Origin of the sequence: Glutamicibacter sp. M10 (assembly GCF_025452055.1) — a bacterium.
Classification (GTDB): Bacteria; Actinomycetota; Actinomycetes; order Actinomycetales; family Micrococcaceae; genus Glutamicibacter.
Genome location: NZ_CP104918.1, coordinates 3,242,725 through 3,256,014 on the forward strand (window position 1 = coordinate 3,242,725; position 13,290 = coordinate 3,256,014).

Below are 13,290 nucleotides of genomic sequence, written 5' to 3' on the forward strand. Positions count from 1 at the left end.
TCAGTGAATCATACAGATAAGATCGAGCTGCTCGATGTGGCCGGCAAATGGGCTGCCCAAGATCCGGACGCCGAGACTCAAGAAGAGTTGAACTTGCTCATCGAGCGGGTCACCGAAGGTGACGCGTTGGCCTTCGAGGACATCTCTGACCGTTTTTCTGGTGTGCTCGAATTTGGCACGGCCGGGCTGCGCGCTGAACTGGGTGCCGGTCCAATGCGCATGAACCGCGTTGTTGTTTTGCGTACCGCCGCAGGTATCGCTCGATTCCTCAAAGAGAAGGCAGCATCTGCCTATACCCCCAAAGTTGTGATCGGCTTTGACGCTCGGTTTAACTCTGACGTTTTTGCCAAGGACTCGGCCGGCGTGTTCGCCGCCGCCGGCTTCGAGGTATTGCTGATGCCTTCCCCACTGCCAACACCCGTCTTGGCGTGGGCAGTGCGTGAATTTTCTGCTGAAGCAGGGGTCATGGTCACGGCAAGCCATAACCCACCACGCGATAACGGTTACAAGGTCTACGTGGGCGGGCGGATTACCGATGACTCGGGCCGTGGCGCACAGATCGTCTCCCCTATTGATGCTCAGATTGCTGCCTTGATTGATCACCAACAGCCTGTTGCACAGATTGAGCTGGCGGACTCTGGGTGGGAAGTACTTCCCGCGCTGGGCACTGAAGGTGATATTGAGGCAGCTTACTTGGCTGCGATTCATCCGGTGATCCCAGAAGATCAGCCCGAAGGATCGTCCCGCAAGAACCTGCACGTTGTTGTTTCTGCCATGCATGGGGTTGGTGGGCACACCATGAAACAGGCATTGCTCAATGCCGGTTTTAGCGACGTTCACATGGTTGTCGAACAAGAGCGTCCAGATCCACTCTTCCCCACTGTAAAGTTCCCAAACCCTGAAGAACCAGGAGCCATTGATTTGTCTTTGGCCTTGGCTCGTGAGGTGAACGCGGATCTAGTAATCGCCAATGACCCGGACGCTGACCGCTGCGCAGCAGCGATCATCGATGGGGATACGTGGCGTATGCTGCGCGGTGATGAAGTCGGTTGGCTTTTGGGTGACCAAATTTCAAAGACTTTGCCCGAGGGCAAAAAGCTGGCTAATTCCATCGTTTCCTCCCGGATGCTGGCAGCTATTGCCAAGGACGCGGGGCGTGAGCATGAGGAAACCTTGACCGGTTTTAAGTGGATCTCACGAGTTGAAGATCTTGGTTTTGGTTATGAAGAAGCACTGGGCTACTGCGTCGCTCCAGATCTTGTCCGCGACAAAGATGGAATCTCTGCCGGTATCGCATTGGCCGACCTAGCTGCCCAGCTCAAGGATGAGGGCAGCACAATTTCGGCCCGCCTTGATGAGCTAGCTGCCCGTCATGGTGTGCACGTCACCGACCAATTGTCTTTGCGTTTCACGGACCTGGCGCAGATCCCTGTGTTGATGGATCGCTTCCGTCAGAACGCTCCTGAGTCCCTAGGTGGTTCGGAAGTTTCTGAGGTCACGGATCTGTCCAAGGGCACAGATAAGCTGCCGGCAACCAACGCCATTGTTTTGCACACCTTCTCCGGCGCACGCGTCATCGTTCGTCCTTCGGGCACCGAACCAAAACTCAAGTGCTACTTGGAAACCATTGAACCGGTTGACCAGCTGGAACAGGTTCCTGCTGCACGTGAACGCGCCACCGCACAGGTCCAAACCATCAAGCAGGAATTGGCAGCATACCTAAATGCCAACTAGGCTTACCCCTTCAAGACTTTCAGCTGAATGGCTTGAACCCGTATTTGTTAGAGGAAAAGATGACTGAACTTACCGCCCGCGACATTGCTGGCTACATTGATCACACCCTGTTGGCTCCCAACGCCTCCCGGGAACAGATTGTGCAGATCTGCGAAGAAGCCAAGAAGTATGAATTCAAGTCGGTATGCGTCAACCCACTGTGGGTTTCCACCGTGGCTCGCGAGCTTGAAGGCTCCGACGTCTTGACCTGCTCGGTGATCGGCTTCCCACTCGGTGCTTCGGCCACCGACACCAAGGTTTTTGAAACCAAGCACGCAGTAGCTGACGGTGCCAACGAGATCGACATGGTCATTGATATTGCTGCTGCACTGCGCGGAGATCGCGACGCGTTGGTCAACGAGATCTTTGCTATCGCTCAGGCCGCTCACGAGGGTGGCGCGATCTTGAAGGTCATCATCGAAACCTGCCTGCTCACCGAAGAAGCCAAGGTTTTGGCTTGCGAGGCCGCTAAGGCAGCAGGTGCTGACTTCGTGAAGACCTCCACTGGCTTCTCCACCGGCGGGGCCACTGTTGAAGATGTCGCATTGATGCGCCAGACCGTCGGCGCTGAACTCGGCGTTAAGGCCTCCGGCGGGGTGCGCAGCGTTGAAACTGCCCGTGCCATGATCACCGCTGGAGCAACCCGTCTGGGATCTAGCTCAGGAGTTGCTATCCTAGAAGGAGAGCAAAGCGGTTCCAGCTACTAGGACATCGCACCGATCTGTTTCCTCAAGGAGAAAAAGTGTACTCGAACGGCAAGAACACTGCCCATTCAGGTGAAGGCCGCCTTGTCGGCAACATTGTTAGTTTTGTGATCTTCTTCGTGATGTTCTCAGCTGGCATTTACACCCTGGGCTTCTGGGAACTGGACAATGCGTGGTTGCCAACTCTTCTGGGCTTCGCCCTGATGTTCTTGGCTTTTGCTATTCCAATGCACCTGATGAGCCACTCCGAAAAGGCTGAAGCTCGCATCGCTGCAAGCGCTGCTCACCAGCAGTAATTCAGACTTTCGATAGTTGGGCGGTCCTACGGGATCGCCCAACTTTTCTTTAAGCTGTAGTGAATCCAAAAGCCGGCCATAAACTTGGGTTATGGATAAGTCGTGGGATCAGCAGGTAGAAGATTATTGGAACGCTTCGGCGGCAAAGAGCGGCGAGCAGCTTCGTGCTGAACTTGATGAACTACTATCCGGCTTGGACCCCAATGATCCACGTGTCCTATTTGAAATTGCTTCCCTGCATGATTTTCTCGGTGAAGAGCAACTGGCAGTAGAGCCCTACAGCAAGGCACTGCAGGCTGGTCTACCGGGTCAAAAGCAGGATGAGGCTCGGATCCAACTAGCGAGCACATTGCGAAATCTTGGAGATTTTGACCAAGCAATTAGCCTGTTGGAACAGGTTTCCCCCGACTCCGACTTACACATCGACGCACAGGGGTTTCTCACGCTCGCCTTATCGGATGCCGGTCGACAGACCGAAGCCGTGCGAATTGCTGTGACTGCTCTGGCGCCAGCGAGCAAACTCTACGCCAGAGCCTTATCCGCCTACGCCCATGACCTTTCCGCCCCGGGCGTAGCGCAAAGCTAAGCCCTTCTCCGTCTGGCCGGCGGTTATTTCGTAGCCGGTGCCGGGGTTGGTTCGAAGATCGCGTAGAGCAGCTTTTCGGCCCACTCCAAAATTTCTTCGTCCACTAGGTCGCGCCCGCCAATAGGTGACGTTCTTGGCTTTGGAATGAAGATCGAGTTAAGCGCTGGCTTATTTGCTGCCCCTGGGTACAGGCGTTCCAGTCGGACTTGTCGTGACGCTGGTAGGTCTTCAATCTTGGCTGGTGACACCTTGATGTTGTTGCCAATCTGCTGAATGTCATTGAGCCCGACAGCCCGAGCACGGATGCGCAGTGCTGCTACCCGCATCAGGTTCTCCACCGGTTGCGGTAGCTTTCCGTAGCGGTCCACCAGTTCTTCACGCACCTCGGTCAGCGCCTCGTCGGTTTCCGCGGCGGCGATATTGCGGTAAGCCTCCAAGCGCAGACGTTCACCGGGAACATAGTCGTGCGGTAGGTGAGCGTTGACCGGCAGGTCGATTTTCATCTCGGTGGCTTCTTCTTCACCCTCACCCTTGTAGTCGGCGACAGCCTCGCCCACGAGGCGCAGGTACAAATCAAAGCCAACCCCAGCAATATGTCCGGACTGCTCTCCACCAAGTAGATTGCCAGCTCCACGCAGCTCCAAGTCCTTCATCGCTAGTTGGTAGCCGGAACCCAACTCATTGTGCGCTGCTACCGCTTTGAGGCGTTCAAGAGCAATCTCGCCCAACGGCTTTTCTACATCCCACAGGAAGTAAGCGTAGGCACGCTCACGGCCACGACCGACTCGTCCACGAAGCTGGTGCAATTGGGAGAGACCATAGTTGTTGGCCCGGTCCACAATCAAAGTGTTGGCGTTGGAAATGTCCAAGCCGGTTTCAATAATGGTGGTGGAGACCAGAACATCAAATTTCTTTTCCCAGAAGTCCTGGATGATCCGTTCCAGTCGTGACTCACTCATCTTGCCATGCGCCACTTCAATGCGCGCTTCAGGGGCCAGCTCGCGAAGTTCTGCTGCCACTCGCTCAATGGATGAAACTCGGTTGTGGACAAAGAAGACCTGCCCATCGCGCATGAGTTCACGCTTGATGGCTGCCGAAATCTGCTTGTCGCTTCGCGGGCCAACGTAGGTCAAGACCGGATGACGTTCTTCCGGTGGCGTGGCCAAAGTGGAGGTCTCACGGATTCCGGTGAGCGACATTTCCAAGGTACGCGGAATTGGCGTGGCGCTCATTGCCAGCACATCCACGTTAGTGCGCAGCTTCTTAAGTTCTTCCTTGTGCTCAACACCAAAACGCTGTTCCTCATCGATGATGACAAGGCCAAGATTTTTGAACTGAACGTTTTTGGAGAGCAAACGGTGGGTACCGATGACGATATCAACACTGCCATCTTGCAGTCCGGCCATGATCTCCTTGGATTCCTTGGCCGTCTGGAAACGTGACAGTGTTTTCACTCGAACCGGGAATCCCGAATAGCGTTCGGTGAACGTCTGCTGATGCTGGGAGGCAAGCAATGTGGTCGGTACCAGTACCGCAACCTGCTTTGAGTCTTGAACGGCCTTGAAGGCTGCACGGACAGCAATTTCGGTTTTGCCGAAGCCCACGTCACCAGAAATCAACCGATCCATCGGGATTTCCTTTTCCATATCCGACTTAACCTCATTGATTGCGGTTAGCTGGTCAGGAGTTTCGATGAAGGCAAAGGCCTCTTCGAGTTCATGTTGCCAAGGAGTGTCTTGGCCGAAGGCGTGCCCACGGCTGGCCATGCGTGCCGAATACAGCTTGATCAAATCGCCAGCGATCTCCTTGACCGCTTTGCGCGCTTTGGACTTGGTGCTGGCCCAGTCTGAGCCACCCATCTTGGACAGGGTGGGTGCTTCGCCGCCGACATATCGGGTAACCATGTGCAGCTGGTCTGTGGGAACGAATAGTCGGTCCCCCGGTGCGCCACGTTTGGAGGAGGCGTATTCAACGACCAAGTATTCTCGTTTGGCGTCTTTGCCTGAACCTGCAACTTTGCGAGCCATCAATTCAACAAATTTACCGATGCCGTGCTGCTCATGGACGATGAAGTCCCCTGCCTGCAGGCTGAGTGGATCTACGGCATTGCGCTTGCGCTTTGCGGTGAGCTTGCGTCCCTTACGATTTGGGTACGCGCTTGAACGACCCAAAAGGTCGGCTTCGGTGAGTAGCCCAAGCTTGAGCTCTTCAAAGACAAATCCACGCCCAGCGGTCGCTTGGGTGATTTCGATAAGTCCCGCGGTTGGCGCCTGGTCAAGGGTTTCAACTCGGTGGGCTGGAATGCTGAATTCAGCGAACAGCTCAGATAGCCGTTGCGCTGGACCAGGTCCGTCGGTGGCCACAACAAAACGCCACTGATCTTTAACTCGTGAAGCGATGAATTCCATCATCGCCTCAATGTCGCCTTGATAGCCGTGTGGTTCCCGCGCAGGGATGCGAATGGTTGACGCGCCGACTTCCAGCTCTTCATCCTCGCCCATGGCGGTCAGCGCCCACCAGGACACCTTCGCGGCCTTGGCGTGCTCAAGGGTTTCGGAAAGCGAGGCAAAATCGCCGCTAGCGAGCTTGCGCTCCGAGCTGGCGGTGTTCAAATCCAGTGGGGCTGTGGCGCCATCTGAGGCCGAAGCCCACGCGGCAGCAAGGAACTCCGCGTTAGTGGCATTCAGATCCTGTGCACGGGCGCGCACTCGTTCTGGTTCCATGACCAGTGCAATCGAGGATTCCGGCAGGAGGGAAAGCAACGGAACCATGTGGTCCACCAGAAGGGGTGCCAGAGATTCCATACCCTCCACGGCGATGCCACCAGCAATTTTGGTGAGCATTTCTTCAGCGGCTGGGAAATGGTTTTTCAGGTTGGCAGCCCGGCTCATGACCTGTGGTGTGATCAACATTTCTCGGCACGGCGTGGCAATAATCTTTTGTGGGCCCTGGTCATCGGTGGAGCGCTGATCGGCGATGGCGAAGAAACGCATCGAATCAATTTGGTCACCGAAAAAATCGATACGGACCGGATGGTCCAACGTTGGTGGGAAGACATCGATGATGCCACCACGTACGGCAAACTCGCCTCGGTGCGTGACCATGTCCACCCGAGCATAGGCAGCTGATGCGAGATCCTTGATGACCTGATCAAATCCAGGTTCGGCGTCTAGTTCCAAGGTCACCGGGCGCAGTTCACCTAGGCCAGCAACGAGTGGTTGTAGCACTGCTCGGATGGGTGCGATCACCACGTTGAGATTTTCGTCCCGGTTGTGTAGCCGGCGCAGTACTTCGAGGCGACGTCCCACCGTGTCACTACGAGGTGAGAGACGTTCATGCGGCAAGGTCTCCCACGACGGGAATTCAGCAATCTGCTCTGTTGGAAGAAAGGCGTTCAGTGAGCTTGATACTTCTTCGGCTTCACGACCGGTGGCAGTGACAATCAGGGTCACTCCAGAATGTTTGCTCTCGCTTAGCGCCTGAGAAATCTGGGCAGAGAGGATCGCACGCATGCCTTGCGGGGCCGCGATCTCCAGCTCTTCACTACGCGTAGAAAAGCTATTCGCTGCACTTTGGCGGATGCGACGGAAGGATGGTTCCTCGCGCAGGAAGTCATGAAGTCCGCTCAGGCTCATGGGGGTTCGTATCCTCTCGTGCAGGCGCTTGAAGCCGTAGGTTCAGTTGTATTCCTGAACCAATTCGACACCACGAACACCGACCGCAAATGATATTCCGCGGTCGACTCAACGCCAATATGTTGTTTTAGGTGCAGTCCTAGCCTACCTAATACATCCCAGCGGATAGTGTTAATACTGTCCGTCCCCGGGCGTGCACTTTTTGTTGCCCGCCCAGCCAAATTTCCAGATTGGGATTAGCTTTCATGGCATTGAACGCAAGTACTCAGATCGGCCATCCTGCACAGCAGGTCATCGCTACTTTAAGCGATCGCGGCTTCGCCGAGCATCTGACCAAGGTCGCCAACGGCACCCTGAACGAATTCACCGTAGATGGCGATGTCGCAGGGGCCTTTACGCTAACGACAGTCCGTTCCGTGCCTACTGACCGGGTTCCTGACTTCGCTCGCAAGTTTGTTGGAGCCTCCATTGAAATCACTCAGGTAGAACAGTGGACCGCACCGGATGCCGGCGGAAGCCGTTCTGCAACAGTGCGAATCACCATCGGCGGCGTTCCGGTGACTGTCACTGGCACCGAGCAGCTCACCGGACAAGGCGAAACCTCGCAGCTAGCCGTTGATGCCAAAGTCTCTTCCTCGATTCCATTCATCGGCGGCAAGCTTGCTTCCGCCGCCGAACCCTACATTGGCAAGGCCCTGAACTTGCAGGCAGAACAGGTTAACGCTTGGCTCTCCAAGTAGGCCAACGACTCAAAAGATCGCTCTGAGCGCATTCCCCGGATCTGCGAATTTCGCAATACATCCGGGGATTTGTGCTCTTGATCATCGATCGCGATAAGCTGGAATAAGGTGTGCCGGGAAGTCTGGTCGGCGAGAAATATTCATTTAACGAAGTAAGCGAGTTAACGTATGAACCAAACTCCGTCTTCGGGTTCCGACAAGAGCCTGTTTTCCCGCCCAAGCTACAAAGAGTCCGTGCGCATCGGAGATATCCTGCGCAAAGAAACCGTCGGTGGCATGGTGCTTATCGCCGGAGCGTTGCTGGCACTAATCTGGGCCAACACTCCCCTACGCGAGTCCTACTTTGCACTGCGTGATTTCCACTTTGGCCCAACGCTGTTAGGTGTAGATCTAAATCTCTCCATCGGCCACTGGGCTGCGGACGCGCTGCTTGCGGTGTTCTTCTTCCTCACCGGTTTGGAACTGAAAAAGAATTTGTCATCGGTGACCTGCGTAACGTGAAGACTGCAGCTGTCCCTGTGGCTGCAGCATTCGGCGGTGTCCTCGTACCGGCGCTCATCTTTGTGGCCATTGCTTCGGGCTCTGGCGGTGGCCAAGAACTACTACGCGGTTGGGCCATTCCAACAGCCACTGACATTGCCTTTGCTGTCGCCGTGCTGGCCGTCATCGGTTCGGCACTTCCAGCCGCACTAAGAATCTTCCTGCTCACCTTGGCAGTGGTGGATGACCTAATCGCCATCATCATCATTGCCTTTGTTTTCACTGATGAACTTAAGCTGGCCTATCTTGGGCTATCGCTGATCCCGATCATTCTTTTCACTCTCTTGGCACGCTACTTGGGCAAGTTCTTTGCCAAGCGTGCTTGGGCTGCCTGGGTGATCTTGTTGCCATTGGGCATCATCACCTGGATCTTCGTCTTTGGCTCCGGCATTCACGCCACCATCGCGGGCGTAGTCTTGGGCTTCTGTGTCCCAGTCAAGCGCACGGACGGTCGCGAAGGAATCGGGCTTGCTGAACAGTTTGAGCATCGCTTCCGCCCGTTGTCATCCGGTATCTGCATCCCAATTTTTGCGTTCTTTGCGGCCGGCGTGAGCGTAGTTTCATCCGATCCAGCCAGTGGCAACGTATTTACTGACCCTGTCTTCTGGGGCATTGTTCTGGGTCTTGTGTTGGGCAAGCCGATTGGCATCATGGGATCAACCTGGTTGCTGACCAAATTCACCAAGGCTTCCTTGGACAAGGATGCTCAGTGGGGTGACTTGCTCGGGGTAACCCTGTTGGCAGGAATTGGCTTCACCGTCTCGCTGCTGGTTTCCGAGCTGTCCTTTGGTCTGGAATCTGCTCACTATGAGCATGCGAAGGTTGCCATCCTCAGCGGTTCGTTTATCGCAGCTATCCTCGGCGCCCTGTGGCTTGTCCCGCGCAATCGTCGCTACAAGGTGATCAATGAGCGTGAGACTCGGGACGCTAATGCTGATGGTGTGCCTGATGTGTATCAGCAAGATGGCGAAAATAACTAGCGTGCAGAATTCGTAGCTAGTAGTTAAAGACTGTGGCGCTTGCCCTCCGGGATGGAGAGCAAGCGCCACAGTTCTTTGCGTGCTGGCTACTTATTAGCGCCAAACATGGCCGCTTCAGCAGCGACCCAAGCGAGCATCGCGCACTTGACGCGAGCAGGGAACTTGGAGACGCCCACGAAGGCGGCAGCGTCCTCTAGGACCTCTTCATCTGGTTCAAAGGTTCCCTTGGAGCGCATCATCTCGCGGAAGATCTCCAGCTTGTCCAAGAACTCTTCCTTGGTCATCTCCGGGAGCATCTCGCTGAGTACTGAGGCCGAGGCCATGGAGATAGAACAGCCATCGCCTTCCCAGCTCATGGCTTCAAAATGGTCTTCATCGTTCAATTCCACGCGCACGCGGATCTGGTCACCACAAATGGGGTTGTGCTGGTGTGATTCACCGTGCAGAAGCCCTTCGGTGGTCTCCACCAGTGGCGAGCCGAAGCGTCGCTTGGAGTGATCCAGGATGACCTGTTGGTATAGCTGATCTAATTCGTTCACTTAGACTCCAAAGTATTCGCGCACGGAGCTCAAGGCGACTAGTAGAGCCTTGATATCGTCTTCCGTGTTGTACAGATAAGTGCTTGCACGAGTGGTCGCAGTGACGCCCAGGGCTCGGTGCAGTGGTTGTGCGCAGTGATGTCCTACTCGTACGGCAATGCCACGCGAGTCTAGGTATTGCCCTACGTCGTGTGGGTGCACTCCTACGACCTCAAATGGCACGGTACCGATTCGACGGACGTCGCTTGGTCCAAAGACGCGCACGCCTTCAATCTTGGATAATCCTTCAAAGAGCAAAGTACCCAGGTGTTCTTCCCACTGAGCGATGCGGTCCATGCCAATTTCTTGCAGGTAACTTACCGCGGTAGCCAAACCATGGGTCTGGGCAATGCGCTGGGTCCCGGCTTCAAAGCGCTGCGGAGCCGGAAGAAATTCTGCGTGCTCCATATCAACCACGGTGATCATTGATCCGCCGGTGAGGAACGGAGGCATGGCGTTCAGTAGTTCTTCACGACCATAGAGCGCCCCGATGCCGGTTGGCCCGAGCATCTTATGTCCTGAGAAAGCCATGAAATCCACGTCAAGGGCCTTCACGTCTACCGGAAGGTGCGGTACTGACTGGCAACCATCAAGAACAGTCAGTGCACCAACCTTGCGGGCAGCATCGACAAAACGCTGAGTATCGGTGATAGTTCCCAAGACGTTGGAGACGTGGGTGAAGGCTACAAGCTTGGTCTTCTCGGTCACCAACTCATCGATCAAGTCATAACGCAATGATCCGTCTTCGCTGACAGGAACGTAACGCAAGGTAGCACCAGTGCGGAACGCAAGTTCCTGCCACGGAATCAGGTTGGCGTGGTGCTCAATTTCGGTGGTGAGAATTTCATCGCCAGGACCAATGCGGAAGCGTGCCGCGGCTTCTCCTCCGCGGCCCAATGAGGCATTGGAGATTGAGTAGCTGATTAAGTTCAGTGCTTCTGTTGCGTTGGAGGTCCACACCAGTTCATTGGTGCGTGCGCCGATGAATTTCGCGACGGTCTCGCGCGCCTCTTCATAGATTTCGGTGGCCTCAACGGCTAGCGTGTGAGCGCCACGGTGTACGGCCGCGTTAGCGTTTTCGTAGTAGTGCTGCTCCGCTTCATACACGCAACGTGGCTTTTGGCTGGTTGCACCAGAGTCTAAGTACACGACGTCGGTGCTGTTGACTTGATGCTCCAGAATTTCAAAGTCTGCCTTGATTCGCTGAACCTCGACGGCGCTGAGCGATACATTGGCTTCTGGCTGACCGGTCATCGTCTGCACGTGGTCCTCCGAATAATTGTCATGGGATGCCATGTTTCGCCGGTTGTCAGAAACCGTTGAAGGATTAGGCAAGGTGTACATTGGGTAATTATTCCACTCCGGCTCAAGAAGTACATCTAAGTTTGGCCTTAGTAAGTAACACCTCAAACGGGACCTATTTAACGGATCAAGGACCGCGGTGAGTTGGCTGAGCCATCCCGCGATCCTCGAAAACTAAGTGTGAGCACAATGCAAGGCAACGTGATACAGATTAGCTGGTATGGAATTTTGTTTGGGCTGCTTCGAGACCCGAGCTCATTAGTAGCTCAACAGCGTCTGCGCAGTTATCAATCAAAAACGGAAGATCTTGCTTTTCCGTCTTCGAGAAATCTTGCAGGACCCATTTAGCCGTGTCCATGCGTCCTGGTGGACGACCAACTCCTGCGCGAACGCGCAGATAGTCTTTGGAACCCATTGCTTTGGAGATATCGCGCAGACCGTTATGTCCACCTTCTCCCCGCCACGTTTGAGTTTGACGGTGTCAAAAGGAATATCGATCTCATCGTGAACGACGATCAGGTGATCAACGTCGATTCCAAAGAACTTAGCGGCGTTGGCCACCGGCCCTCCGGAGAGATTCATTAATACCGTCGGCTTGGCCAGCACGATGCGCGGACCGCCGACACCCATGCGGCCTTCAACGATTTGTGACCGTGAGGAGTGAGATTTGAATTTCGATCCCACACGGTTGGCCAGTTCATCGAGCACCATTTGCCCAATATTGTGTCTATTGCCAGCGTAGCCGGACCCGGGATTCCCGAGTCCGGCTACGAGCCAAGTGCCATCACTCATGATGCTTAGCTAAAACCTAGTTCGCTGGAATTAGGCAGCGATCAAGAGGTCCAGGTGATCAACGGTGCGGTTAAGCGCGTGGATCTGGATGTCCTTGATGCTGGTCTTTACGGTCTTGCCTTCAACGTTCAGAACGAGCTCAACGCTACGGTCACGAACAGCAAGGGTGGTTTCGTGGATTGGCAGCAATACGTGCTGTGGCTCCGAGCCTGCACCGTAGATTACTGCTGGGATCTGGCCGTCGCGACGAGCCTGGCGGGCAGCGCCCTTACCGAAATCGGTGCGTACTACGGCGTCAAGGTTTACAGATGCCATGATGATTCTCCTTAGGAAATAGATGCTTCGTTAAGGCCCTTGCGTGGACTCGGGAAGCAACTAACATCTAAGAGATCTAGAGCTTTTCCGGCCTTGTCGATAACGGTCCCACCATTTCTGGTGATTCCCTCGCCTGGGCACAGTCAATAATTCTACCAGTTCCGCTTCCAAGGAAGAAAACCTGTAGCGAACGCCACTAAATCAGCTTAGTTGTCGAAACGATAACAATTCGGTAATAACGCTCCCCCGCTGCTTAGTTAGATTCCACGAAGAATGCCTTCGCGGCTCACAGCGAAGGTCCTCACTGTCATCCAAAGGCAGAGATCAGAGTAGGCGAAGGTCAAGTCGTTGCCTCCATTCAGAGTCACCCGTTCCATGGAAAAGCCATCGACCGGGCAACTCGCATCGATGCCTCTCTCCCCATTATCTATTTTGACAGTCTCCAAAAGAGGATCATAGGGACTGTCTGCCGACTAGTCTCGGCGTGGTGTCTTGCCCCTGACTAACCAATGATCCGGAGTGTTTTCACTGAGACTGGAATGGCAGCAGAGCATCTACAAATTACTACCTTTCCCAAAAGGGAATGAGTCACCAGTCAAAAAGTTCTATGTACAGTTCTGAGTCCGGATCAAGTGCTGAAAGCCGCTCAACAATCCCTGAATAGAGTTCAATGGACGATGGAACGGATGATTTGTCCAGTTCCGTCTTCATTCGATCCAAGACAGGTTGAACCTTGCCGGACAGACGATACTGATAGGTCGTTTTCCCATCCTCTACTTTGTGTAAAGAGCGCTCGTCCCATAAGTCATAGATTGCTTTCCCGAGCCAATAGTCTTCTTTGCCGCCGATGTAGTCGCCGTCGAGTTTTCTGATACTTGTGATCCACGTACCCATGCTTTTCTCCTTAGTACCCTCACTCGTGACCCTACCGTGCGTCACCGACAGGTTAAGTCACCCAAATACTGACGGATACTGTCGCACTCATCAGCGATCAAATTACGGGCTGAGCCTCTAGGCTGATCTTGAGGTTGACTCAAATCTTCTAATGG

At 54.7% G+C, this 13,290-nt stretch carries 10 protein-coding genes and 2 pseudogenes; 6 read left to right on the top strand and 6 right to left on the bottom strand.

The window, feature by feature from the left end; genetic code table 11:
• Positions 1 to 3 precede the first annotated feature (3 nt).
• The 4 genes from N6V40_RS15750 (at position 4) to N6V40_RS15765 (ending at position 3,359) form a co-directional block, all read left to right on the top strand.
• Entirely contained in the window at positions 4 to 1,734 is a 1,731-nt protein-coding gene (locus tag N6V40_RS15750) for a phospho-sugar mutase (RefSeq protein ID WP_262198195.1), read from the top strand.
• A gap of 59 nt (positions 1,735 to 1,793) precedes the next feature.
• Complete coding sequence (gene deoC, locus N6V40_RS15755) at positions 1,794 to 2,480, top strand: deoxyribose-phosphate aldolase (RefSeq protein WP_131090137.1); 687 nt, start codon at positions 1,794 to 1,796, stop codon at positions 2,478 to 2,480.
• A 35-nt stretch (positions 2,481 to 2,515) separates the two neighbouring features.
• Entirely contained in the window at positions 2,516 to 2,773 is a 258-nt protein-coding gene (locus N6V40_RS15760) for a hypothetical protein (protein ID WP_131090138.1), read from the top strand.
• 91 nt (positions 2,774 to 2,864) lie between these two features.
• Positions 2,865 to 3,359, top strand: coding sequence for a tetratricopeptide repeat protein (locus N6V40_RS15765; protein ID WP_262198196.1), 495 nt, complete (start codon positions 2,865 to 2,867; stop codon positions 3,357 to 3,359).
• A 23-nt stretch (positions 3,360 to 3,382) separates the two neighbouring features.
• Here N6V40_RS15765 and mfd read toward each other — a convergent pair whose 3' ends face one another.
• The gene (gene mfd / locus N6V40_RS15770) at positions 3,383 to 6,994 is read right to left on the bottom strand and encodes a transcription-repair coupling factor (RefSeq protein ID WP_262198197.1); all 3,612 of its coding nucleotides are present in this window, start codon (positions 6,992 to 6,994) and stop codon (positions 3,383 to 3,385) included.
• Positions 6,995 to 7,239: 245 nt separating this feature from the next.
• On the opposite strand from mfd, the gene N6V40_RS15775 reads away from it, so the two are divergent.
• Both N6V40_RS15775 and nhaA read left to right on the top strand, forming a co-directional pair.
• Positions 7,240 to 7,734, top strand: coding sequence for a DUF2505 domain-containing protein (locus N6V40_RS15775; RefSeq protein ID WP_262198198.1), 495 nt, complete (start codon positions 7,240 to 7,242; stop codon positions 7,732 to 7,734).
• Between the two features lie 168 nt (positions 7,735 to 7,902).
• Positions 7,903 to 9,254 (top strand): annotated as a pseudogene (gene nhaA / locus N6V40_RS15780) (Na+/H+ antiporter NhaA).
• 86 nt (positions 9,255 to 9,340) lie between these two features.
• On the opposite strand, the gene sufU reads toward nhaA, so the two are convergent.
• The 5 genes and pseudogenes from sufU to N6V40_RS15805 all read right to left on the bottom strand — a co-directional run bounded on the left by sufU (position 9,341) and on the right by N6V40_RS15805 (position 13,135).
• Complete coding sequence (gene sufU / locus N6V40_RS15785; protein WP_131090143.1) at positions 9,341 to 9,793, bottom strand: Fe-S cluster assembly sulfur transfer protein SufU; 453 nt, start codon at positions 9,791 to 9,793, stop codon at positions 9,341 to 9,343.
• Complete coding sequence (locus N6V40_RS15790; RefSeq protein WP_131090372.1) at positions 9,794 to 11,086, bottom strand: SufS family cysteine desulfurase; 1,293 nt, start codon at positions 11,084 to 11,086, stop codon at positions 9,794 to 9,796.
• A 259-nt stretch (positions 11,087 to 11,345) separates the two neighbouring features.
• Positions 11,346 to 11,926 (bottom strand): annotated as a pseudogene (gene pth, locus N6V40_RS15795) (aminoacyl-tRNA hydrolase).
• 30 nt (positions 11,927 to 11,956) lie between these two features.
• Entirely contained in the window at positions 11,957 to 12,241 is a 285-nt protein-coding gene (locus N6V40_RS15800; RefSeq protein ID WP_131090145.1) for a 50S ribosomal protein L25, read from the bottom strand.
• Between the two features lie 588 nt (positions 12,242 to 12,829).
• Positions 12,830 to 13,135 (bottom strand): hypothetical protein, encoded by a 306-nt coding sequence (locus N6V40_RS15805; RefSeq protein WP_131090146.1) that lies wholly within the window; start codon positions 13,133 to 13,135, stop codon positions 12,830 to 12,832.
• Positions 13,136 to 13,290 lie beyond the last annotated feature (155 nt).

Excerpts from the sequence above, each read along its gene's own strand:
- N6V40_RS15800 (WP_131090145.1), bottom strand. The coding sequence starts at position 12,241 with ATGGCATCTGTAAACCTTGACGCCGTAGTACGCACCGATTTCGGTAAG.
- N6V40_RS15790 (WP_131090372.1), bottom strand. The coding sequence starts at position 11,086 with ATGACCGGTCAGCCAGAAGCCAATGTATCGCTCAGCGCCGTCGAGGTT.
- N6V40_RS15765 (WP_262198196.1), top strand. The coding sequence starts at position 2,865 with ATGGATAAGTCGTGGGATCAGCAGGTAGAAGATTATTGGAACGCTTCG.
- deoC (WP_131090137.1), top strand. The coding sequence starts at position 1,794 with ATGACTGAACTTACCGCCCGCGACATTGCTGGCTACATTGATCACACC.
- N6V40_RS15805 (WP_131090146.1), bottom strand. The coding sequence starts at position 13,135 with ATGGGTACGTGGATCACAAGTATCAGAAAACTCGACGGCGACTACATC.
- N6V40_RS15775 (WP_262198198.1), top strand. The coding sequence starts at position 7,240 with ATGGCATTGAACGCAAGTACTCAGATCGGCCATCCTGCACAGCAGGTC.
- mfd (WP_262198197.1), bottom strand. The coding sequence starts at position 6,994 with ATGAGCCTGAGCGGACTTCATGACTTCCTGCGCGAGGAACCATCCTTC.